This window comes from Spirillospora sp. NPDC048819 (assembly GCF_040650055.1).
In the GTDB taxonomy this organism is placed as follows: domain Bacteria; phylum Actinomycetota; class Actinomycetes; order Streptosporangiales; family Streptosporangiaceae; genus Spirillospora.
Map to the genome: position 1 here is coordinate 222,843 of NZ_JBEZGN010000003.1, position 21,587 is coordinate 244,429.

20 protein-coding genes are annotated in these 21,587 nt (G+C 69.6%); 11 read left to right on the plus strand and 9 right to left on the minus strand.

The genetic code is table 11. The features are described 5' to 3' along the window. Window positions 1–303: 303 nt before the first annotated feature. The 5 genes from AB0C35_RS06925 to AB0C35_RS06945 all read left to right on the plus strand — a co-directional run bounded on the left by AB0C35_RS06925 (window position 304) and on the right by AB0C35_RS06945 (window position 5,103). Complete coding sequence (locus AB0C35_RS06925; protein WP_358451474.1) at window positions 304–459, plus strand: hypothetical protein; 156 nt, start codon at window positions 304–306, stop codon at window positions 457–459. A gap of 67 nt (window positions 460–526) precedes the next feature. After that, window positions 527–1,693: a helix-turn-helix domain-containing protein gene (locus tag AB0C35_RS06930; protein ID WP_358451476.1), complete on the plus strand. Its 1,167-nt coding sequence runs from the start codon at window positions 527–529 to the stop codon at window positions 1,691–1,693. 88 nt (window positions 1,694–1,781) lie between these two features. After that, window positions 1,782–2,624, plus strand: a complete 843-nt coding sequence (locus AB0C35_RS06935; protein WP_358451478.1) for an acetylxylan esterase — start codon at window positions 1,782–1,784, stop codon at window positions 2,622–2,624. Between the two features lie 840 nt (window positions 2,625–3,464). Next, window positions 3,465–4,283, plus strand: coding sequence for a class I SAM-dependent methyltransferase (locus AB0C35_RS06940; protein WP_358451480.1), 819 nt, complete (start codon window positions 3,465–3,467; stop codon window positions 4,281–4,283). Between the two features lie 109 nt (window positions 4,284–4,392). Continuing rightward, complete coding sequence (locus tag AB0C35_RS06945; protein ID WP_358451482.1) at window positions 4,393–5,103, plus strand: helix-turn-helix domain-containing protein; 711 nt, start codon at window positions 4,393–4,395, stop codon at window positions 5,101–5,103. Here AB0C35_RS06945 and AB0C35_RS06950 read toward each other — a convergent pair. Then, a complete protein-coding gene (locus AB0C35_RS06950; protein ID WP_358451484.1) occupies window positions 5,085–5,663 on the minus strand; it encodes a dihydrofolate reductase family protein in 579 nt (192 codons plus the stop codon). The two genes, AB0C35_RS06945 and AB0C35_RS06950, sit on opposite strands and share 19 nt — an antisense overlap. Window positions 5,664–6,203: 540 nt before the next feature. Continuing rightward, a complete protein-coding gene (locus AB0C35_RS06955; RefSeq protein WP_358451486.1) occupies window positions 6,204–7,829 on the minus strand; it encodes an SMI1/KNR4 family protein in 1,626 nt (541 codons plus the stop codon). A 391-nt stretch (window positions 7,830–8,220) separates the two neighbouring features. On the opposite strand from AB0C35_RS06955, the gene AB0C35_RS06960 reads away from it, so the two are divergent. The 3 genes from AB0C35_RS06960 (at window position 8,221) to AB0C35_RS06970 (ending at window position 13,001) form a co-directional block, all read left to right on the plus strand. Continuing rightward, entirely contained in the window at window positions 8,221–10,563 is a 2,343-nt protein-coding gene (locus AB0C35_RS06960) for a LuxR C-terminal-related transcriptional regulator (protein WP_358451488.1), read from the plus strand. A 431-nt stretch (window positions 10,564–10,994) separates the two neighbouring features. Next, window positions 10,995–11,795, plus strand: a complete 801-nt coding sequence (locus AB0C35_RS06965; protein WP_358451490.1) for an SAM-dependent methyltransferase — start codon at window positions 10,995–10,997, stop codon at window positions 11,793–11,795. Between the two features lie 63 nt (window positions 11,796–11,858). Then, on the plus strand, window positions 11,859–13,001 hold the full coding sequence (locus AB0C35_RS06970; protein ID WP_358451492.1) for an agmatinase family protein: 1,143 nt from the start codon (window positions 11,859–11,861) through the stop codon (window positions 12,999–13,001). A 55-nt stretch (window positions 13,002–13,056) separates the two neighbouring features. On the opposite strand, the gene AB0C35_RS06975 is transcribed toward AB0C35_RS06970, so the two are convergent. Both AB0C35_RS06975 and AB0C35_RS06980 read right to left on the minus strand, forming a co-directional pair. Further along, on the minus strand, window positions 13,057–14,091 hold the full coding sequence (locus tag AB0C35_RS06975; protein WP_358451494.1) for an oligopeptide/dipeptide ABC transporter ATP-binding protein: 1,035 nt from the start codon (window positions 14,089–14,091) through the stop codon (window positions 13,057–13,059). Between the two features lie 2 nt (window positions 14,092–14,093). Continuing rightward, a complete protein-coding gene (locus AB0C35_RS06980) occupies window positions 14,094–14,588 on the minus strand; it encodes an oligopeptide/dipeptide ABC transporter ATP-binding protein (RefSeq protein WP_358451496.1) in 495 nt (164 codons plus the stop codon). On the opposite strand from AB0C35_RS06980, the gene AB0C35_RS06985 reads away from it, so the two are divergent. Beyond that, a complete protein-coding gene (locus tag AB0C35_RS06985) occupies window positions 14,536–15,429 on the plus strand; it encodes a sulfite oxidase (RefSeq protein WP_358451498.1) in 894 nt (297 codons plus the stop codon). The two genes, AB0C35_RS06980 and AB0C35_RS06985, sit on opposite strands and share 53 nt — an antisense overlap. A gap of 26 nt (window positions 15,430–15,455) precedes the next feature. On the opposite strand, the gene AB0C35_RS06990 is transcribed toward AB0C35_RS06985, so the two are convergent. The 5 genes from AB0C35_RS06990 to AB0C35_RS07010 all read right to left on the minus strand — a co-directional run bounded on the left by AB0C35_RS06990 (window position 15,456) and on the right by AB0C35_RS07010 (window position 20,319). Further along, window positions 15,456–15,818, minus strand: coding sequence for a hypothetical protein (locus AB0C35_RS06990; RefSeq protein WP_358451500.1), 363 nt, complete (start codon window positions 15,816–15,818; stop codon window positions 15,456–15,458). A gap of 145 nt (window positions 15,819–15,963) precedes the next feature. Then, window positions 15,964–16,491, minus strand: coding sequence for a carboxymuconolactone decarboxylase family protein (locus AB0C35_RS06995; RefSeq protein ID WP_358451502.1), 528 nt, complete (start codon window positions 16,489–16,491; stop codon window positions 15,964–15,966). Between the two features lie 129 nt (window positions 16,492–16,620). Then, window positions 16,621–18,072 carry an MFS transporter gene (locus tag AB0C35_RS07000; RefSeq protein WP_358451504.1) on the minus strand — a complete coding sequence of 484 codons (1,452 nt, stop codon included), beginning with the start codon at window positions 18,070–18,072 and terminating at the stop codon, window positions 16,621–16,623. A gap of 240 nt (window positions 18,073–18,312) precedes the next feature. Then, a complete protein-coding gene (locus tag AB0C35_RS07005) occupies window positions 18,313–19,152 on the minus strand; it encodes an FkbM family methyltransferase (protein WP_358451506.1) in 840 nt (279 codons plus the stop codon). A gap of 390 nt (window positions 19,153–19,542) precedes the next feature. After that, entirely contained in the window at window positions 19,543–20,319 is a 777-nt protein-coding gene (locus AB0C35_RS07010) for an aldo/keto reductase (protein ID WP_358451508.1), read from the minus strand. A 54-nt stretch (window positions 20,320–20,373) separates the two neighbouring features. Between AB0C35_RS07010 and AB0C35_RS07015 the strand changes: the two genes are divergently transcribed. Both AB0C35_RS07015 and AB0C35_RS07020 read left to right on the plus strand, forming a co-directional pair. Then, complete coding sequence (locus AB0C35_RS07015) at window positions 20,374–20,961, plus strand: sugar O-acetyltransferase (RefSeq protein ID WP_358451510.1); 588 nt, start codon at window positions 20,374–20,376, stop codon at window positions 20,959–20,961. Next, a complete protein-coding gene (locus tag AB0C35_RS07020; RefSeq protein ID WP_358451512.1) occupies window positions 20,958–21,530 on the plus strand; it encodes a TetR family transcriptional regulator in 573 nt (190 codons plus the stop codon). The genes AB0C35_RS07015 and AB0C35_RS07020 overlap by 4 nt, the downstream gene beginning before the upstream one ends. Window positions 21,531–21,587 lie beyond the last annotated feature (57 nt).

Consider the following 21,587-nt stretch of genomic DNA (forward strand, 5'->3'; position numbering starts at 1 on the left):
CCGGGGGGCCAGCTCTTGGAGTGCGGTTCGGTCCTCACCGTGCGCGCAGAACATGCCGCCTCCGGAGTCATAGACGCAACGGGAACTTCCCGGGCGTGGTTTCGATCGACCGCATCGGAGTCATCGGCGAAGCGATGCAGTCCCGAAACGAGGTGGCAACCTTCCGTGCGAACCACGATAGGGGCGTGGCGATACCACGACCCCTGGTGCCGGGTAGGACGTCCGCACATGCCGCAGCGCGGGTCTGCCGAATCGCGCTCGTTGGGATGGACCGAGCCTTGGCGAGTACTGGCCCGCGATTCGATGCGGCCAGGTTCGCGCGGCGCCGGCACCATCGCCGACGATCCGGCCGCGGCCCTGGTGGCGGCGAGCCCCGACCTGGCCGCCCGGCTCCTCACGACCGTGCTGGACCCGGTCCTCGCGGTTGAGCGTACGCCCAAGCCGAGGAATCGGGCATAGTGCCACCGCCCATGGACCGTGGCCCACTACTGGGAGAGCATCGGTCTTCCCCACCCCAGGAGTCCCGATGGACGAGCCGAAACTACATTTCTGGCTGGCCGATCAGTTGCCGCGGCTGGCCTTGCGCATCGTGGACGAGTTCAGGCGGCAGGTACCGTTCTACGCGCTCCAGCCGCCGGAGGTCCTGGACGGGCCGGTGCGGCTCGCCGTCGAGGCGAACCTGCGGCTGATCGTGCAAACGCTCCGGCAGTGCCGGGCGCCGAGCGTCGAGGAACAGGCGGAGATCATCAGCTGGTCGGCGCGGAGAGCCGAGGAGGGCGTCCCGCTGGAGGCCGCCCTGTCGGCCTACCACCTGGCGACCGAGGTGTGCTGGCGGGCGGCGGCCGAGGAGGCCGGGCCGGACGACGCCGGCGACCTCCAAGAACTGGGCCTGCACCTGCTCGGCCACCTGCGCTCGGTCGTGCCCGCCGTGACGCTCGCGCACGTCCAGGAACAGCAGCAGTTGTACGGCGAACGGCGGGAGGCCCGGCACGCCCTGGTCACCGCACTGCTGAACGGCGACCGCGCGCGGGGCCTGGCGGCCCGGGCGGGCGTCGCGCTCGCCACGGAGTACACGGTCGTCGTGCTGCGGCTGGGCGGCACGGCCCCGGAGCCGGGCGACGTCCGGCCGCTGCTGCGGGCGCTGGAGACGACGCTGAACGCGCACGCCCAATCGCACGTCCTGGCCTCGTTCGACGAGAACGGCGGCACGATCCTGCTGCCGGGACCGCCCGATCCCCGCCTCGGGGACCTGATCGTGCTGCTCGGCAACGCGGCAGAGCGGCCCGCGACCGCCGCCCACGCGACGGCCGCGGCGCCGGAGGAGATCCCGGCCGCGGCCGATGAGGCCCGCGAGGTCGCCGCACTGGTCGTCCGGCTGCGCCGCCCGCCCGGCCTGTACCGGATCGAGGACGTGCTGCTGGAGTACCAGCTGTCCAGGCCCGGGCACGGGCTGGCCAAGCTCGCCGCCCAGCTCGACGCGATCCGGGACCGCCCCGACCTCATGGAGACCCTGAGGGCGGTGGCCGTCCACGGCAACAACCGGCGGCAGGCGGCGCTCGACCTGCACGTCCACCGCAACACCCTCGACTACCGGCTGCGCCGCATCGCCGCCTTGACCGGCCTCGACCCGGCCGACCCCGACGGCTCCCGCCTGCTCCTCGCCGCCCTGACCGCACTGGACCTGACCGGCTGACCGTTGGGCGAACGCACAACCGGTGAACGGCGACTTTGCCGCGATTGCGGACAGACAACGCCCCGGCACCCGTTCACGATGTGCGTCTATGAAGAGAAGAGGAACCGCCCTGCTGGCGGTCGTCGCGCTGACGGCCTCCCTCTTGCAGGGCCCCGCCGCCGCGGACACCACCCCCAACGGAATCCCGACCGTCGGCCACGCATGGGCCGACCGCGGACCCTACGACGTCCACGTTGACATCGAGGCGGTCACCACCTTCTACCGCCCCGCCCACATGGGAACGCACGGCGAGAAACACCCCGTGATCATCTGGGGCAACGGCACGTTCGTCGTGCCCGGCGTCTACAGCGCTCTGCTCCGGCACTGGGCCAGCCACGGCTTCATCGTCGCCGCGTCCAACTCCACCCAGTCCAACTCCGGACTCAGCATGCGGCTCGGCATCGACACGCTGACGAAGCGCAATGCCGACCCGAGCAGCGTCTTCCACCAGAAGGTCGACCTGGACCGCATCGCCTCCGCCGGCCACTCCCAGGGCGGCGCGGGCGCGATCAACGCCGCGATCGACTCCCGGGTCGACACGGCCGTCGGGATCGAGCCCGGTCCGCTCACCGACCCCGACCTGATCGACGAACCGACCCTCTACATGGCCGGTGAGAAGGACAGCATCGTCTTCCCGTTCATGGTGAAGGCCCTCTACAACGACTCGGACCACATCCCGGCCGTCTACGCGGAGCTGCGCGGGGCCGATCACCTCACCGCGGCCTGGGGCGGCGGCGGGTTCCGCGGCCCGGCCACCGCCTGGTTGCGCCACTGGCTGATGGACGACCCGAACGCCGGAAGCGAATTCTTCGGCCCGTCCTGCGGCTACTGCTCCGACAGCCGGTGGTCGGACTGGCGCCGCAACGCCAAGGCCCTCCAGATCCCCGGCTGACCGTCCCCTCTCCCGGCGGGCCGTCCCGCCGGGAGAGGCCCGCCCTCGAAAGGCCACCCCCATGCTCCGACATGTGATCGCCGGTCTGGCGTTCTGTGTCTGCGTCCTCGCCCCAGCCGTTCCCGCCCACGCCGGTGACGCCCGCACCATCGACTAGCGCCCTCGGCGATCCGGCCGCGGCCGGTCCACTCATCCCCGACCAGGACCCGAGCCGACCCGGCTGCTTTCGCTCCCGCCGGAACCACCCGTCCCTGACGGCCGCCGCCCTGAACGTTCACTCCTTCACGGACGTGACGTGCACCAGCGCCGAGACGACCGACCTGACCCGGCCCCAGAGCACCCTGCTTGGAAGGGCTCCGCCGCAGTTCGACGCCTTGACGGAGGGCACCGACCTGGTCACCGTCCACCTCGGGCCAACGACATCTCGCTGTTCCGGCTGGTCGCTGACTGCCTCGCCCTGGGCATGAACCCCGACCCCTGCCGAGACGGCTACCAACAGGACGGCCACGACATCTGGCAGGCCAAGATCAAGGCCCTGGCGCCCGCGATCGATGCGATGCTGGGCGGTATCCGCGTGGGTCGAGCCCTACATTCCAGCCAGCCTTGCGGTCCCGTTCCACCCGAACGCCATGGGAATGCGGGCCTTCGCGCGGATCCTGGTCTCCCAACTCTAAGAAGTACCCGGCCCACCTCGTTCGAGGCGGGCCGGGCTGTGCGCAACCGGAGGCGTCATCGCGGAGGACCGAGGTGCGGCCGCATCGGTGCCGGCTGCGGGTGGCTGTGCGCGGGGCAGGCGGATATTCGCTGGGTGTGGGGGCGATGCGCTGGCACAGTGCTGGTGTGGACGACTACGTGGCGATCAACAGGGCCAACTGGGACGAACGGGCCCCGGCACATGCCGATTCCCCCGACTACGGATTCGATCGGTTCATCAACGACCCCGAGTACCTCAGTGACGTCGTCCGGTTCGACCGCCCCCGCCTCGGTGATTTGACCGGGCTGCGTGCCGTGCACCTGCAATGCCACATCGGCACCGACACCGTGTCCCTGGCGCGCCTGGGCGCCACGATGAGCGGCCTGGACTTCTCCGCGGCCGCGCTGCACCAGGCGCGGCGACTGGCCGTCGGCACGGGCAGCACCGTCGACTTCCGCCACGCCGAGCTCTACGACGCCGTCGAGGTCTTCGGCCGCGAGGGCTTCGATCTGGTCTACACCGGGATCGGCGCCCTGATCTGGCTGCCGGACGTGGCGCGATGGGCCCGCGTCGTCGCCGACCTGCTGCGCCCGGGCGGCCGCCTGTTCATCCGCGAGGGCCACCCCATGCTGTTCGCACTGGACGAGACCGCCAGCCCGCCCGGCCTGCGTTACCCCTATTTCGAAACCGCCGAGCCGGTGATCTCCGACGAGCCCGGGACCTACGTGCAGACCGAGACCATGTTCACCCACGCTCTCACCCACGAATGGAACCATGGACTCGGCGAGACCATCACCGCGCTGCTGGCGGCCGGAATGCGGCTGACCGGCCTGACCGAGCACGACAGCGTCCCCTGGCAGGCCCTCCCCGGACACATGACCATGGACGAGACCGGCGAATGGCGCCTGACCCGCCACCCCGAACGGCTGGCCGCCAGTTACACACTGCAAGCGGTCAAGGAATAGACCCGATACAGCATCCCGCGTGTTACAACGCCCTCTTCTGCCGCTGAGCGCCGTCGCATCGAGATTCGTCCGGCGCGGCGTAGTGTCCGGCGCGGCGTATCCTTCGTCCGTGGAACTGCGCTTCGGGACGCGCCAGTCCGACTCGCCATGGGTTGACACCGTCTGGACCTGCACGAGCGAGCAGGTCACGGAGATGACGTCCGTGGCGGGGGCGCGCTGGGGTCTGGTGTTCTGGAGGCAGGACGGCCGGGCGTACACGAGCATCACCGGTCCCGAGACCCGGACCGGCATGGCGCCGGTGCCGGAGGGCGCGAACTTCACGGGTATCGAGTTCGCGGTGGGCACCTCGTTGCGGGCCGTGCCCACGTCGGCGCTGGTCGACGCGGGCGTCGAGCTCCCTGACACCACGCGCTGGACGTTCCGGCTGGATGGCGCACGCTGGGAGACGCCCGGCCCCGACGACGCCGAGGCCCTGGTCGAGCGTCTCGTCCGGGCCGGGGCCGTGGTCGCTGACCCGCTCGTCGCCGAGGTGCTGCGGGGCCACCGCCCGGACGTCTCGGGGCGGACGGTCGAACGCCGGTTCCGTGCCGCGACCGGGCTGACACTGGGCGCCGTCCGGCAGATCGAGCGGGCCCGCACGGCGGCGGGGTTGCTGGCGGCCGGTGACCCGGCCGCCGTCGTCGTCGCCAAGCTCCGCTACTTCGACGAGCCGCACCTGGCCCGGGCGCTGCGCTCCTACGTCGGACGGACCGCCGGGCAGTTGCGCGAGGGCGCCGGCGGCGCGATCGGCCTCGACCTGGATCAGCGCTCGACGCCGTAGACCAGCCTCAGGATCCCGTTCGGGTAGCTCTCCGACTCCCGGAGCGTCAGCATCTGCTTGTCGCGGTCGGCCCGCCCGAACAGGCTCTTCCCGGCACCGAGCAGTACGGGGAAGACGAGCAGGTTGTACCGGTCGATCAAGCCCGCGTCCGACAGCCGCCGGGCCAGTTCCGCGCTCCCGTGGATGAAGATCGCGCCGCCCTCGCCCTCCTTCAGCGCGGCGACGTCCTCGGTCGAGCGAAGGATCGTCGTCGGCCCCCACCCGTCGACGAGGGCGTCGTCGGGCAGCGTTGTCGACACCACGTACTTGGGCAGTTCCTTGTAGTCGGCGTGGTCCTCCGAACCAGGCCAGACCGACGCGAACGCCTCGTAGCTGCGGCGGCCGAACATCAGCGCCGTGGTGTCGGCGAGTTCCTCGCCCTTCAGCGACCAGGCTTCCGGGACGAACTCGAGGTCCTTGAACACCCAGCCGCCGCTGCGGTGCTCCTCACCCGGCCCTCCGCCGGGTGAGTCCACAACGCCGTCGAGCGACATGAAACCGGTGTAGACCAGGTCACGCATAACTCTTTCTCCTCATGATCGGGCGAGCTGCCGGGTTCACACTAGATCGCAGACGCTGGGCCGTCTTGGACGGAAACGACAGCGGGCTCAGAACGCGTACGCAGAACAGCGCCACAGCCGACTCGCCCACACGGGCACGTCGTTGGCGCGCCCGGGCACCGGCGCCGGGTCGGTCGGGACGAACGCGCGGCCGCATCCGTAACCCGGGTCTCAACACTGTCCTTCGGGAAGCAGCAACTGGGTGCCTCCATGCACCTGAAACGTCACCCGCGACACCGTCCGCGATCACCTGTCTCGCCTCGCCGGTGACCGGCACGGCAGTGACCGTCGACGGAGGCATGAACGGCCTGCGCCCACGCCTCCACCCCGACGCCGCGCGCCCACGATGACGACTTCATTCGGTAAGTGGTCCGCTGACGATTGCCAGCCGTTGTTGCCGCATTGGTCTACGCCCAGCCCACCGCAGGCAGCCGACCACTCGGCCCTGCGCGGCCAGTAGCCGGCGATTTGCTGACGGCGTCCAGCAACGCGGTCGCGCGGTCAGAAGCGGCGGTCGGGATCGAATCGGTCCGCGAGCTCTGTCAGCACCGAAGACCGGCGCTGCTCACGCTCGGCAGCCGTTTGGTCGGATTGGGCCGTCAGGCGGCCGCCGACGAGCGCTGCCTGGGCGGCCAGCATCCGCAGCTGAGACCCGAGCCGAGCGAGCCCTTCGTCCGGCTGGACGGCCCGGGACAGCAGGTGCACGACCTCCGCGTCCTCGTTCTCCAACGCCCGAGTCAGCGCGCTCGCGTCGATCGACGCGCCTCGGTCGAGGAGGTCCCGGGCAAGTTCCAAGTCGACGGCGTGCGCGCCGACCCGCAGGGAGTTCTCGACCGGAACACCTTGTTCGAGAAGCCACCGGATGACCGCGGAGGCACGATGGAGCAGGGCCACCTCCAGCGGGCTCAGCCCGCTGCCGACCTCCTCCGCCGGATCGCAGCCCATCGCCACCAGCCGCTTGAGCAGCGCGACATCGTCGTCGGCCGCCGCCCGTTCCAGGGCCAAACGCCGGAGCCGGCGCTCCGCGGCGAGCGTGCCCTCGTTCAGCGCGCCGCGCCAGTCGAGCACGGTCGCCTGGACGAGCCGGCGCAGCTTCGCCGCGGCCGACCGGGCGTCCGGGTCGCCGCTGTTTGCCAGCTCGTCGACGGCGTCGCGCATCTCCGCGCCCGTGTCGTCCTGCGTCTTCCAGGGATCCTGATCCAGGACGAGCCGGCCGAACAGCGCACGCAGGTCGCCCGCGAGCCACCCGGCACGGTCGCCCGTGGACAGCTCCCACCCGGGTGGCAGTCCCTGCCGCCAGCAGATGACAGTGCCGTGGTCCGGGCCGGGCTCAGTGTGCACGTAGACGCGCTCGAGATACTCGAAACCACCGATCGGCAGGTGGACGAGCCGGCCAGACCAGTCCGGCTGATACTCCTCGGCCAAGTCGCACTCGTGATCGATCCAGCCCCACAGGTCGTGGTAGCCGTCGCTGTCCGGATAGAACAGCTCCGCGAACGACAGCGGGACGTCCTGGCCGTCGAGATCAGTGCGCAGGCCGTAGTCGAGTCGTCCACCAAAGGTGGTGCGCCACAACGCGATGAGCGGATCGGGTAGCGGCCCGGCGCAGCGTTCGGCCACCGCACTGAGTACCGCATCGTCGACCGGCGGCTGCGCGTCCAAGACCACCCGCCCGGCGAACAGTGCCAAGCCGGCTTCACCGATGATTCGAAGTTCCCGGTCAGAAAGCGGGCCGGGCAGCGCGTTGTCCGATACGGCCGTCACCCCGCGCAGCCTAGAGGTTGGACGCGCCCGTTGCAGTCGATCGAGGGCTGCACCCTGGGGCCTGGCGCTGGCGGTGGCGCTCGGCCATTGAGCCTTGAAGGTCAGGTCGGGACCTTCCACGGTGACAGCACCTGATTGCGGATCATGGAAACCTGTGGCTACGAGCCCCGCGTAGTCGTAGTCCGGACGCCGTCCCTGTCTGAGGTGGACTGCCCACACCGAGCCCCGCGCGCCAGGCGGCTCGTCCGCGAGCGCTTCGGCCAGAGCTTCCAGCGCGCGGGTCTGCTCGCCGCTGATTCCGCCGGGGCCGGCACGTTGCCCGTCGCCGCTTCGTACCTGCCAGCTGTATAGGTCGATCGTCATGCAATGCCCCCATACCGTCCTCGGCTCCCTTTGTGCACCCGGTCCTGACCGGCGGCCGGAGATTCCCCCTCGGATCTCCGGCCGCCGGTCCGGCGGACCTCGTGGGAACGCCGGGGATGGCCTTCCAGGGGCGGGCCGCAGAATCGCGGGTCTGCGCGTTTCACCGGTCTCGAACCAAGACGGCCCATGCCCCCGTCTGGGACGGCCCGCTCCCCATCTGGCAAAGACCCATCGTGGTGGCGTGGTCAGCGGGGCGCATCGGTAGATGAACCGATCCGCGTACCGATTTGTGCATCATTCCTAATCGAGTAGCCGTCCGTGTCCTGTTGACTACACTCAAAGGGTCCCCCTGGTGGCCGGACTTTTGCGGCCTAGCTGACTGGAGGCGGCCTTGTCGCTGACCGCGACTCTGGAACGGCAAACGGGAAGACTGCCTGCGGAGCTCACCAGCTTCATCGGCCGGAAGGCGGAACTGGAGCAGGTACGGCGGCTCATCGACGGCCACAGGCTGGTGACCTTGGCGGGGCCGGGCGGGGTCGGCAAGTCCAGGCTCGCCGTGCGCACCGCGAGCCTGGCGCAGGACGCCTTCGACGACGGCGTGTCGTTCGTCGGTCTCTCCGGGCTGACGGAGCCGTCGCTGCTGGCGCAGACGATCTGCGACGCGCTCGGATTGGGCGAGCGGGCCGGCGAGCCCGCGGCCACGCGTCTCGCCGACCATCTCGCCGGCATGCGGCTGCTGCTCGTGCTCGACACCTGTGAGCACCTGGTCGACGAGTGCGCGATGCTGACCGAGGCGCTGCTGCGGGCGGCTCCCGGTCTGCGCGTCCTGGCGACCAGCCGTCAGCCGCTCGATGTGATGGGCGAGTACACGTTCCTGGTCGCGCCTCTCGGCATGCCGGAGGCGGGTTCAGGACGTCCGGACGCCGCCGACGGTGAGGAATGCGACTCGGTCAAGTTGTTCGCGGAGCGCGCCGCCGCGACCGTGCAGGGGTGGACGCTCACGCGGGACGACCGCGAAGTGGTCGTTCGTCTGTGCGACCGCCTCGACGGCATCCCGCTCGCGATCGAACTCGCCGCGGTGCAGTTACGTGCGTTCTCGCTGGACCAGGTGCTCGGGCGTCTCGGTACCCACCTGTTCCAGGTCCGTGGCAGGCGCACGAGCCTGCAGCGGCATCAGACGTTGCGTGCGACGGTCGACTGGAGCTACGAGTTGTGCTCGGCCGAGGAACGTTTGCTGTGGGCGCGGCTGTCGGTGTTCGCCACCGACTTCGACCTGGACGCGGCCGAGGACGTCTGCTCCGGGGACGGCCTGGCCGCTGAGCACATCGTTGAGGTGCTGACCGGGCTGCTTGAGAAGTCGATCGTCCAGCGCGCCGATCGTGGCGGCCGGGTCCGCTACCGGATGCTCGAAACGCTGCGCGAATACGGCGCCGAGCGCCTCACCGCGCGTGGCCCGGGAGAGGTGGACCGGCTGCGGCATCGCTGTTTCGACTGGTACGCCGAGTTGTTGCGCCGCGCTCGCACCGAACTGCCCAGCGCGGCACAGGTCGACTGGCTCGCATGGTTCGGCCGCGAGCGCGCCAACATCCGCGCGGTGCTCGGGCAGGTTCTGCCGACGGCCGACGAGGAAACGATCCGCGACGCGCTGGGCACCCTCGGCCGTTTCTGGGCGCTGAACGGCATCCTCGGCGAGAGTCGTCATTGGATGGACCGGCTGCTGGAAAGGCGCGACACCACGGGACGGGGCTGGTCGGACTTCCTCACGGTGGCCGCGTTGACGATGACGCTTCAGAACGATCTCGCCGTCTCGGGTGAATTGCTGGAACGGGCGCTGGCGCAGGCCCGGGCGGAGGACGACCAGGAGGGCGTCGCAGCCGCCTTGGGCGGTCAGGGCGTCGCCGCACTGTTCGCCGGTGACTTCGATCTGTCGCTGCAACTGCTGGGCACCGCCGACGAGATGTACGGCGAAGCCGGGAACGACGACCTGTTCATCCTGCTCACTGAGGTCTTCCGGGGGCTGGCGTACCTGTTCCGGAACGATCTCACCGCGGCGATCACGCACGCCGGTCAAGCCGTGCGGCTCGGCGAGGAGCGCGGGGAACTGTGGGCCCGCTCCTACGGCATGCTCGTATGGGGCCTCGCGCTGTGGCTCGGCGGCGACCTCGATGAGGCCATGGAGCGGCTCCGCCAGGCGCTGCGGATCAAACGCGACCTCGGAGACGAGTTGGGCATGACGCTGGGGCTGGAAGGGATCGCCGGGTGCCTGTGCAGCAGCGGCGAGTTTGTTCGGTCCGCCATGCTCCTCGGGGCGTCCGACAGGATGCGAGAGTCGACCCAGACGTCCTGGTTCGGCCCTCACCACGCGATACTCAGGGAAATCTACATCGACCAAACCGTGAAGGCCCTTGGACGGGAGCGGTTCCAGGCGGCCTTCGAGGAAGGCAAGCGGCTGCCCCTGGCGTACGCGATCGAAGACGCGCTCAGGGAGTCCACGACCGCCCCTGGCGAGCCCGCGGGCAAACCGGCCGACGCCGCTCATCCGCTCACCGAACGCGAGTTTCAGGTCGCGGGCTTGGTGGCCGAAGGACTGTCCAACCGCGACATCGCTGAGCGGCTCACGATCGCCAAACGGACCGCCGACTCGCACGTCGAGCACATTCTCGCCAAGCTCGGCTACTCCTCGCGCGCCCAGATCGCGGTCTGGATCACCGCCCAGGACAGCTCCCTCCCTTGACCACGACCGCCCCCTCCGACCGCTGTGCCATACCGTGAGCCGCAGAAGATGACCAGCCTCCCCACATCCTGAGCGGCCTGGTCCGCTGGGCACCCTTCAAATGGTGCCCAGAACCATCATCAATGGTCCTAGGCAACGCAATTTTACGGCGTGGTTGAGTGGACATTTAGCGGGATGGTGTCTGACTCCATTGCCAGGCGCCGGATGAAAACCTCGGTGGACACGGGGGGGAGAGATTTGAGGTTCGGGTAAACGGTGCGCTGCCACGATGCTACCGTCGTAATGACCCGGCATCGCGCAATGTGACGCTGGTCTGCCGCCATGCCGGACCGCGTATGGTCTGCGCGCAGCGGTCCGTCACGATGGAATCGTCGGAGGCGGGGGTCGGCGGCCGTAAGCGCGAGGTGAGGTCGGCACAGGATCGGAGGGCGATGGAAACAGACTCCGGATTGCCGCGCGAGGTCAACGCGAGCAGGGCGAACGACGCGCGTCTGTGCGACTTCGCCCTTGGGGGAAAAGACAATTTCGCCGCTGACCGAACGGCCGCGCTGAAATTGGCGGACGCGCTCGAAGAGGCGCGTTACCTGCTGTCCGAGTGGCACCGCTTCCGTGCCCGCGCTCTTGAGGCCTTGCTGGACGCGGGCGTCCGCCAGTTCCTCGATCTGGGCTGCGGCATGCCGGTGCGCGACAACGTCCACGACATCGTCCACGCCATGGCCCCGCAGGCCCGGGTGGTCTACGTCGACATCGACGCGGTCGCGGTCACGCACTTTCTGGCCCTCCTGTCGTCCAAGGTTCCTGCGGCCACCGCCGTCCAGGCGGACGTCCGGGACCCGGAGGGCGTTCTCGGTCATCCCGAGGTCGCCGCGCGCCTCGACCTCGACCGTCCGATCGGCATCCTGCTGATCGCGGTACTGCACCTGATCGGCGACGAGGACGCCCCGGACGGCGTCGTCGCCGGTTACCGTGAGGCGATGGCGCCCGGCAGTCATCTGGTCTACTCCGATCTCAGCGGCGAGGAGCAGCCGGCCGAAAGGGTGGCCACCTACCTGCGTATCGGTGACGAGATCGGCATCCCGGTCACCATGCGGGGGCGGACGAGGGCGTCCCAGTTCTTCACGGGGCTCGACCTGCTCGAACCGGGTCTGGTGTCCGCGCCCGACTGGCGTCCATCAGGCCCGTTCCGGCCACCCACACGGTGGCTGCTCGGAGGCGTCGGCCGCAAACCGTGAGTGACCTGCTCTCGCCCGGGTAGGGCGACCGGCGCCCCCATGGACACGGTGAGGGAGGCATCTATGGGCGAGCAGGTCGACCGTGAAGGCGCGGGAGCCCAGCGGGCCGAGGCCGAGCTGCCCACCCGCAGGAATCAGGAGGAGATCGAACGGCGCCTGGCCCACGGATTGGAAGGCGCTCCCACGATCAAGGACCGGACCATCTCGACCTTCGCGCGGGGCGAAATCCCGCATTTCGCCGGTGAGACCGGAACCTTCCTGAAGTGCCCCTACGTGGAGGACGTCCACGACGTGGGGGACGCGGAGGTGGCCGTGTTCGGCGTCCCGCTCGACGCCGGCGCGACCTACCGGCCGGGCACCCGGTTCGGTCCCCAGGGCATCCGCCGCTGCACCGGCCTGTTCGGCACCTACAGCTACGAACTCGGCGTGGACCTGCGCGAGCAGCTCAACATCGTCGACATCGGCGACGTGTTCACCATCCCGGGCAACCTGGAGAAGTCCTTCGACCAGATCAGCCAGGCGATGTCGCACGTGGTGTCGCATGAGGTGTTCCCGGTCGTCCTGGGCGGTGACCACTCGATCGGGTTCCCCACCGTGCGCGGCCTGACACCCCATGTGGACGGCAACGTCGGCATCATCCACTTCGACCGGCACGTCGACACCCAGGAGACCGACCTCGACGAGCGCATGCACACCACGCCCTGGTTCCATGCCACCAACATCAAGAACGCCCCGGCCACCAACCTCGTCCAGATCGGCATCGGCGGCTGGCAGTCGCCCCGCGCCGGCGTCAAGGTCGGCCGGGAGCGCGGCACCACGGTCATCACGGTCGGGGACGTCGAACGCGTCGGCGTGGAGAAGGTCGCCGAGACGGCGCTGGAGATCGCCTGGAAGAACGCCGAAGCGGTCTACCTCTCCTTCGACATCGACGTGATCGACGCCGGGTTCGTCCCCGGCACCGGCTGGCCGGAACCCGGCGGCCTGCTGCCCCGCGAGGCGCTCAACCTGGTCCGGCTGGTCTCCGAACCCGGCCTGGCCGGAATCGAGATCGTCGAATGCTCCCCGCCCTACGACTGGGCCGAGATGACCTGCCTGATGAGCAGCCGTATCGTCCTGGACAGCCTCGCCGTCCAGGTACGCGCCGGCAAACTCGGCAACAAGCCCTCCACTTCCGGCCGCGACGCGTGGGGCCCTTACCCGTCCTGACCGCAGGCACTCCGCCGGTCAGGCCTCGCCCAACACCGCCGACATGGGTTCGTCGTCAGGGCAGGAGCACCGCTGGGGGACGTGCGTCAGTCTTGCTCGGGATCGGCGTGTCCGCATGGTGGCAGGCGACGTAATGATCGTCAGCGATCTCTCGCAGGACGGGCTCTTCGTTTGCGCAGCGGGCGGTTGCCAGTGGACATCGAGTGCGGAAGCGGCAGCCCGATGGCGGGTCGACGGGCGAAGGGATCTCGGTGCCGAGGCCGTACCGGGGAGCTGTTGACGCCTTTCCAAGGCGTGGGATGGAACTCAGCAGCATGGCGGTGTAGGGGTGGCCGGGAGCCTCGTACAAGCTCGCGGCGGAGGCCACTTCGCAGATCTTGCCGAGGTACATGACCATCACACGGTCGCTCACCATCCTCACGACCGCGAGGTCATGGCTGATGAACAGCATCGACAGGCTCAACTGCGTCTTCAGGTCACTGAGCAGATTGAGGATCTGGGCCTGCACCGAGACGTCGAGCGCCGCGACCGGCTCGTCGCAGATGACGACCCGCGGCTCCAGCATGAGTGCGCGAGCGATCGAGACGCGCTGGCATTGGCCCCCGGAGAGCTCGGACGCGTGGCGCCTGCCGATCGTTTCGGGATCCAGTCCCACGGAGCGCATGGCGGTGCGCGCCGCCTCCCGCTGCTCCCGGCGGGTGCCCCGGCCCCAGATCTGCAGCGGCTCCGCGATGATGTCGAGGACCTCCCGCCACGGGTTGAGCGAGGCGACCGGGTCCTGGAACACCATCTGCAGGCGCGACCGGACCTGCCGCAGGGCGCCGGCCCGGAGCCCGGTCAGGTCATCGCCCTCGAAAAGCACGTGTCCCGCCGTCGGCTTCTCCAACTGGACGATGGCCTTCGCGATGGTCGACTTACCGGATCCGGACTCGCCGACCAACGCGAGCGTCTCACCGGGCAGGAGGTCGAAATCGACGCCCGAGACGGCGTGGACGCGCTTGCCCCCGCGCAGCGGGAACTCGACGACGAGGTCCTCGGCGCGCAGTACTGCTCCGGTGGCCCTCAAGTGGGCCTTTCCCGTGCCCGCCATCGTCAGGCTCCTCTCGCGACGTCGGTTTCGGCCACCGGCAGGCCGGCCGCCGTATGCCCTCGCGCGAGATTCGCGGCGAGGGCCTCGGACGCCGCGGGCCCGTCCAGCGGCAGATGGCATCGGTGACTGCGTCCGCCGGCGGTGGTCGCCAGGGGTGGCTCGGCGGTGAGGCATCTTTCGATGGCGTAGCGGCATCGGGACGCGAAACGGCACCCTGTCAGACGGCGCTCCGGCGGCAGCGGCTCGCCGGGGATCGTGGGGAGCCGGCCTCCCGCCGGCTTGTCCACGCTCGGCGTCGACTGCAGGAGTGCCGCGGTGTACGGCATCAGTGGCGCATCGAGGACCGCGGCGGTGGGGCCCGACTCGACGATCTGGCCGCTGTACATCACGGCGAGTTCGTCCGTCCTGCTCGATGTCGGGGGGTCCGTCGGTCGGCCGCTGGCGTTGGACATCGACGCGCTGCGCGGGATGCCGAGCCGCACGGTGCGGGTGACCATGGAATGTGCCGGGAACGGGCGGGCTCGCCTCACGCCGCGGCCGGTCAGCCAGCCCTGGATCGTCGAGGCGGTGGGTACAGCAGACTGGACCGGCGTTCCCCTTCGTGAGGTCCTCGCATTGGCCGGTCTGGACCGGTCGGCCGTCGAGCTGGTCTTCACCGGTGCGGATCACGGTGTTGAACGCGGCGTGGAGCAGGATTATCAGCGCAGCCTCCCCGTCTCCGAGGTCATGGCCGAGGACACGATCCTCGCCTACGAGATGAACGGCGCACCCCTGCCCGCTCAGCACGGGCACCCGCTGCGCCTGGTCGTACCGGGCTGGTACGGCATGGCGCACGTCAAGTGGCTCACGCGAATCACGGCTGTGGACCGGCCGTTCACCGGTTTCCAGCAGACTGTCGCCTACCGCCTCCGTCAGGACGCCGGCGAGGAGGGAGAGGCGGTGACGCGGATCGAACCGCGTGCACTGCTGATCCCGCCGGGTTTCCCCGACTTCATGTCCCGGCGACGGATCGTCCGGCCTGCGCCGATCACACTCCAAGGCAGGGCCTGGTCTGGTCGCGCACCGGTGAACGCCGTCGAGGTCAGCACCGATGGCGGCCGATCATGGGCACCGGCCGCCCTCGACGAGGGCGACGGTGGACCGTGGGCCTGGCGCTCCTGGACCATTGACTGGTCACCGTCCCCCGGCCGCCACCTGCTGTCGGCACGGGCCACGGACGAAGCGGGCAACGTGCAGCCGGACGGCCAAGCCTGGAATCGCGGCGGCTTCGCCAACAACGCCCCCCAAGAGGTCGAGGTCGTCTGCCTCCCCGGCGAACATCGCGGCCTTCGGCGGTGAGGCGGAAGAGCAGCCCGAACACCGCCTCATGGTTCGCGGCCCGGGCATGGCGCGCCAACTAGGGCGACCACGGGCAGGAGGAGCCATCGGGCGAAGCAGGCGTCGTCACCGAGTTCGGTGTACCACCGCACACGCAGCATGTACTTGCCTCGGATCATGGGGAGGACGAGGCCCGGATCGAGCCCCGGCGTCATCGGTGGTCTTGAGGCAGGAAACGGCCCTGGGGTAGCCGGCAACAACTCGGTGGCGTGTGCGCCCGCGCCGTCGGCTGCCGCACTGAACAGCGCGAGTTCCCCGCTGCGCACCTCGATCACGTCACCCGGATCGTCCTCGTCAGCGGGAAAATTGAGCGCGTCGAGGATGTGCGATCCGTAGTCCGGGCCTGACACCTGAACGACGGCCAGCGCACCGTTCTCGTTTGTGGTGAAGACCTCCAGCCATCCCTCATCGCCGACAACGCCGTCAGAGCAGTATGGATCAACTGTCGGCGACGTGTGTGGAACCAGAGGAGCGGCAGGCTAGGGTCGGCCGGTTTCATTCAGCGTCTGTGGGTGGTTGGATTCCGGCGATGAGGTTGAAGGCGCCTGTGAGCATGTTGAGAGTGACCAGGCCGACGACCTCGGCGATGATCCGGTCGCTCCATTGGTGTTCGCGTAGCGCGGTCACGTCGTCGTTGGTGATGGACGATGGCTCGGTCAGGACGCGGAGCGCGTATTCGATGAGTGCGGCTTCGCGGGCGTCGGTCGAGGTGCCTTGACGGGCCAGGGCGATGTCGGTTTCGGTCAGGCCGGCCGATCGTGCGGCGTCGGTGTGCGCCGCCAGGCATGTGCCGCAACCGATCCATTCCTGTGCCGCGAGGGAGAGCTTCTCGCTCAACGGGCGCGGCAGCTTGGCGCGTTTCATCGCCCGGGAGAAGTCCAGGTAGCCCTGGAGCAGGGCGGGAGAATGGGCCATGGTGCTGATCATGTCCCCGGCGGAACCGTGGCGGTCGATGATGTCGGTGAGGAGTTCCCTGGATTTGGCCGGGGCGTCGGCGGGGGCGAGTGTGTGCAGATTTCGCATGGTGTCGCCTTGGATTCTGTTCGGGTGCGGGTCTGAAGGGCGTAGCGGCCGCGCCGCCGGGTAGAGCGTCCGGCGGCGCCGCGCGGAATTCCTTTGAAGCTCGGCTGTGCCATTCGTTCGTGGTTTGTCTCAGCGTCTGCGGGTCGTCTCACGGTCGTCGGCCAAGGTCGCGGTTCCCGGCTCCGGGCGGGGGGTGCGCAGGGTGGCGGCGGCCAGGACGGCTCCGGTGAGGGCGATCAGGCCGGCGCCCATGAAGGCGGCGGAGAAGCCGTCGGTGAGTGCGGGCAGGTCGCCGAGGCGGTCGGCGCCGTTGGCGGTGGCGATGGCGGTCATGGCGGCCAGGCCGAGCGCGGAGCCGACCTGGTAGCCGGTGTTGACGATGCCGGACGCCAGGCCCCCCTCCTCGGGACGGGCGGCGGAGATCGCCGTGCCCAGCGAGGGGATGAAGGCCAGCGACATGCCCAGCGCGGCGACCAGCGAGGCGGGCAGTACGTCGATCCAGAACGTGCCGTCGGAACGGATCAGTGACAGCCAGCCCATTCCGACGGCCAGCACGGCCAGCCCGGCGACGGTGACGGCCTTGGGGCCGAAACGGTTGATGACGCGTGGGGCCAGGACGATCATTCCGAGCATGATCAGCACGGTCATCGGCAGCAGGGCGGCTCCGGAGGGGAAGGCGCTGTAGTCCAGGACCTGCTGCAGGTAGAGGTTGAGGAAGAACCACATCGGGATCCACGCCGCGCCGAGCAGCAGCTGGGCCAGGTTGGCGGCGCCCAGGTTCGGCGCGCGGAAGATCGACAGCGGCATCAGCGGCTGCCGTCGGGCGGACTGGATCCACAGGAACGCCGCGAGCAGCACGATCCCGGCCGCGATCACGGTCCAGGTTTCGGCCGAGCCCCAGCCGACCTCGGGCGCGCGCACGATCGCGTACACGGTGGTGCCGAGTCCAAGGGTGACGGTGACGGCGCCGACCAGGTCGACCGAGCCCCGTGCCCCGCCGCCGCCGGGCATCAGGAACGGTGCGGCGGCCAGCGCGATGAGGGCGATGGGGATGTTGATGTAGAAGACCCAGGGCCAGGAGGCGTACTCGGTGATGACGCCGCCGAGGAAGACGCCGGCGGTTCCGCCGGCGGGAGCGGCGGCGCCGTACAGGGCCAGTGCTTTGGTGAGCTCGCGGGGCTCGGACCCGAACAGCATCATCAGCAGCGTCAGCGCCGCCGGTGCGATGAGCGCCGCACCGGCGCCCTGGACGGCGCGTCCGGCGAGTTCGACGCCCACGTCGCCGGCGGCCCCGGCCATGGCGGAGCCGGCGAGCAGGATGAGCCAGCCGGTGCCGAACATCGTCCGGGCGCCGAACAGGTCCGACAGCCGGCCGCCGAGCAGCAGCAGGCCGCCCAGGGCGATGACGTAGGCGTTGAACACCCACGACAGGTTCTCCTGGGAGAACCCGAGGTCCTCCTGGATGCGGGGGAGGGCCACCCCGATGATCGACGTGTCCATGATCACCATGAACTGGGCGAGGGCGATGAGGGCGAGCGCCCACCAGCGACGTGAGGCCGGGGGAGCTGTCGTGCGGGACATGAGCGTCACCTTCCTTATACACCTGGGGGGTATCAATGAGAGGTCCATACCCTAGGGGGGTAGTGCCGAAACGGCAACCCCTGGCTGCTCTCAGATGTGGGTTGGGTGGCTCTGGCGGACGCGTTGACCTCGGATGGCGAGGTGCGTCAGCGCCCGCCGGGCGGAGGCGCCGACCTGCGGGAGATCGAAAACTTATACAGGGTAGGGGTAGTTATGGCCCTCGGCCGGTGCCTCGCGCGCTCAGCCGTGCGTCGTGGGGGACGGCGGGCGGGGTCCGCTGGTGAACAGGACGGAGTTGATGTAGCGCCTGCCGGGCCGCAGCATTCGGCTGACAAAACCGCGGTTCAGTTCGTGCACCGTGTCGCGCTGGTGGGCGGTGAGGTCGAAATCGGCCAGCGGTGTCCAGCCGGAGTCCAGGAGCACGTGGCCGGTGTAGCTCCAGCTCCGCATCAGGGCGATCACGTCCGGCATCTGCCCGTGCCGCTCCTCCACCTCGACCAGCAGGGTGGGCCGGTCGCGCGCGATGGTCTCACCGGCGCCGAGCAGCGCGTTCAGTTCGTGCCCCTCGACGTCGAGCTTCATGAAGCGGACGTCGGTGAGCCCCAGGCTGTCCACGGTGACCCGGGCGACGCTCACGGGACGGCCGGTGCGGCCCGATACCGAGGAGACTCCGGCCAGGGCACCGCCGTCGGGGATCCACAGGTCGATCTCGCCGCACTCGTCGGACGCGGCGGCCTGCACTACCTCGACCCTCGGGAACGTGCGGCGCAGCAGCGCGGCCAGGTGCGGATCGGCCTCGATGGTCACCACCCGGTCCGCCCGGCCCGCCAGGCGCCGCGTCCACGGACCGAACCAACCCCCGACGTCGACCGCGGTGCCCCCGGCCGGCACGTACTCGGGCAGCCGCCCCAACTCGGGCTCAAGCCGCGGATAGACCGCCCGCACGAGGCGGCCGACCAGTCCCGCCGGTAACGTCGCCGAGAGCCGGGACCCCAAGGTCGCGCGGCCGATCGCCGCCGCGGGCGATCCGGCGGCCGGCTCCTCCCGTTCCGGAGTCGAGTCGAGGACGTCGTCGATCAACAGCCCGCTCCGTCACGTAGTAGCGCCCAGTGGGCCTTCGGGGACCGTCCGTCAACCGACGCGGGCAGGCGTAGTCCGAATTCGCATTGGCGAGAGAGATCACCACGTCGCTGATCTCTGCGGAAGCGAACGGAGGACCGGGCTGGGCAGGTCAGACGACTGACGACCAGGCGCGATAATACTGCGCATCGTGCCCGGCGTCACCGGCTATGACGTAATTCGGCGCGCATTCGCGGCGATTACGACATGGTTGACAAAGTCTGCGTGTTCAGGCTCCCGTTTTCGTGCACTCTGGCTGAACAGGGTCGTGGATCTGCGCGATTGGACACGCCTTTCACCGACTCGTCATTGCGAGTTCGGAGGTCTGCTTCAGTACACGGCCGGCCTCGGTCAGCCGGTTCGGGCCAAGGTGTCGATCGCGGTGACGTCTTCCTTTGTGAGGCCGAAGCCGTCCAGGTCGAAGTTGGCGGCTATGTGCTCGCGGCGCGAGGACCGGGGGAGGATCACGATGTCGTGCTCCAGATGCCAGCGGAGGACGATCTGGGCGGGCGTGGCTCCGTGCCGCTGAGCGATCTCGGTCAGGACCGGATCGCGCAGATCAGTGTTCTTCAGCCCGCTGTAGCCCTCCACGACAACGCCGCGGCGACGGTGCTCCTCCAGCAGGTCGGGGTCGTGCTGCCCCGGACTCCACGGGATCTGGTTGACGGCCGGCTGCTCTCCGGTGGCCTCGGTCAGGCGGTCGATCTGCGCAGGGCTGTAGTTGCTGACCCCGACATTGCGGACCAGGCCTGCGTCCCGTGCGGACAGCAGTTCCTGCCACGTCGACACGAACTCCTCCTCGCCGGTCGGCCAGTGGATCAGCCAGAGGTCCACGTAGCCGGTGTCGAGCAGCCGCAGGCTCGACTCCAGGGTGCGCCGGGCATGCCGGGCGTCCTTCGGGCGCAGCTTGGTGGTGATGAAGACCTGGTCCCGGTCCACGCCGTCGTCCTTCACGGCTCTGCCGACGTCCGCCTCGTTCCGATACAGGGTCGCGGTGTCGATGTGCCGGTAGCCGATCTCCAGTGCCGCGCGCACCGACTCGTAGGTCGTCTTGGGCTGCAGCTCCCAGGTTCCGAAACCGATCAACGGCAGCGCAGCGCCACCGGGCAGATTCACAGTCCGAGTCATGTACGGCATTCTGCCCCCCGGCATCGGTGCCCAAGCATGTGTACGCTGGTACATATGGCTGCCGATCCGGATGGTCGCTCGATGCGCGAGCGGATGCTCGCCGGTGACCCGTACATCGCCGATGACCCGGAGCTGGCCGAACTCAGCCTGCGGGCCATGGATCTGATGGAGGCGTTCAACTCGACGTCGGCCCGTGATCCGCGGAAGCGCCGCCGGCTGCTCTCCGCGTTGCTCGGCGCGGTCGGCGAGGACACGGAGATCCGGGCGCCGCTGCGCGTCGACTACGGCGCCCACATCCGCGTCGGCGCACGGTCGTTCGCCAACTTCGGTCTCGTCGCTCTGGACGTCGCGCCGATCACCATCGGCGACGACGTGCAGATCGGTCCGAACGTGCAGCTGCTCACCCCGACGCATCCGGTGGATCCAGGGCTTCGGCGGGCGAAGTGGGAGGCCGCGGAACCGATCGCCATCGGTGACAACGTGTGGCTGGGCGGCGGGGCGATCGTCCTGGGCGGGGTCACGATCGGGGAGAACACCGTCGTCGGCGCCGGCGCGGTGGTCACCCGGGATCTGCCGGCGAACGTCGTCGCGGTGGGCAGTCCCGCCCGCGTGGTCCGCACGATCGAGGCCGACGGGGCATGAGCGGCACGCGGTCACCGTCGCCCGCCCCGCGTCGGCCACGCCGGCACGACCCCGGACGGCGCGACCGGCTGATCGACGCCGCGCTCACCGTCATCGCCGAGCGCGGCGTCGCCGGGACGACGCACCGGGAGATCGCCCGCGCCGCGGACGTCCCGCTGGGCTCGATGACCTACCACTTCACGTCCCTGGACGAAGTGCTCGCCGAGGCGTTCACGCGGCATGCCGAGTCGGTGGCCCGCGTCTTCGACGAGCGTCTGAGCGCCGCACGGAACCGGGCGGAGGCGGTCGAGGCCGTCATCACGCTGGTGTCGGACGACCTGCTCGGCTCACGGCACGACCTCGTCCTCACCGTGGAGCTGTACGCGGCCGCGGCGCGCAACCCGGCACTGAAGGCCGTCACGCAGGCGTGGATGGCGCGCAGCCGCCGGGCGCTGGAGCGCCACTTCGACGCCGCGACCGCCCGGGAGGTCGACGCGCTCATCGAGGGACTCGTCCTGCACAGCGCCCTGTCGACCGACCTGATGACGTCCGGGCAGATCCGCCGCGCCGTCCACCGGTACCTCCGCTGATCCCTTGCGGCGCGGGTTCGGCGGCCGTCGCGATTCCGGCTCGTGGTAGTCAGGAGG

What these genes read in the sequence shown, in the direction of transcription:
- AB0C35_RS06925 (WP_358451474.1), top strand. Translation starts at nt 304, where the DNA reads ATGCGGCCAGGTTCGCGCGGCGCCGGCACCATCGCCGACGATCCGGCC.
- AB0C35_RS06930 (WP_358451476.1), top strand. Translation starts at nt 527, where the DNA reads ATGGACGAGCCGAAACTACATTTCTGGCTGGCCGATCAGTTGCCGCGG.
- AB0C35_RS06935 (WP_358451478.1), top strand. Translation starts at nt 1,782, where the DNA reads ATGAAGAGAAGAGGAACCGCCCTGCTGGCGGTCGTCGCGCTGACGGCC.
- AB0C35_RS06950 (WP_358451484.1), bottom strand. Translation starts at nt 5,663, where the DNA reads ATGCGTGACCTGGTCTACACCGGTTTCATGTCGCTCGACGGCGTTGTG.
- AB0C35_RS06955 (WP_358451486.1), bottom strand. Translation starts at nt 7,829, where the DNA reads ATGACGATCGACCTATACAGCTGGCAGGTACGAAGCGGCGACGGGCAA.
- AB0C35_RS06965 (WP_358451490.1), top strand. Translation starts at nt 10,995, where the DNA reads ATGGAAACAGACTCCGGATTGCCGCGCGAGGTCAACGCGAGCAGGGCG.
- AB0C35_RS06970 (WP_358451492.1), top strand. Translation starts at nt 11,859, where the DNA reads ATGGGCGAGCAGGTCGACCGTGAAGGCGCGGGAGCCCAGCGGGCCGAG.
- AB0C35_RS06975 (WP_358451494.1), bottom strand. Translation starts at nt 14,091, where the DNA reads ATGGCGGGCACGGGAAAGGCCCACTTGAGGGCCACCGGAGCAGTACTG.
- AB0C35_RS06980 (WP_358451496.1), bottom strand. Translation starts at nt 14,588, where the DNA reads ATGGTCACCCGCACCGTGCGGCTCGGCATCCCGCGCAGCGCGTCGATG.
- AB0C35_RS06995 (WP_358451502.1), bottom strand. Translation starts at nt 16,491, where the DNA reads ATGCGAAATCTGCACACACTCGCCCCCGCCGACGCCCCGGCCAAATCC.
- AB0C35_RS07000 (WP_358451504.1), bottom strand. Translation starts at nt 18,072, where the DNA reads ATGTCCCGCACGACAGCTCCCCCGGCCTCACGTCGCTGGTGGGCGCTC.
- AB0C35_RS07010 (WP_358451508.1), bottom strand. Translation starts at nt 20,319, where the DNA reads ATGACTCGGACTGTGAATCTGCCCGGTGGCGCTGCGCTGCCGTTGATC.
- AB0C35_RS07015 (WP_358451510.1), top strand. Translation starts at nt 20,374, where the DNA reads ATGGCTGCCGATCCGGATGGTCGCTCGATGCGCGAGCGGATGCTCGCC.
- AB0C35_RS07020 (WP_358451512.1), top strand. Translation starts at nt 20,958, where the DNA reads ATGAGCGGCACGCGGTCACCGTCGCCCGCCCCGCGTCGGCCACGCCGG.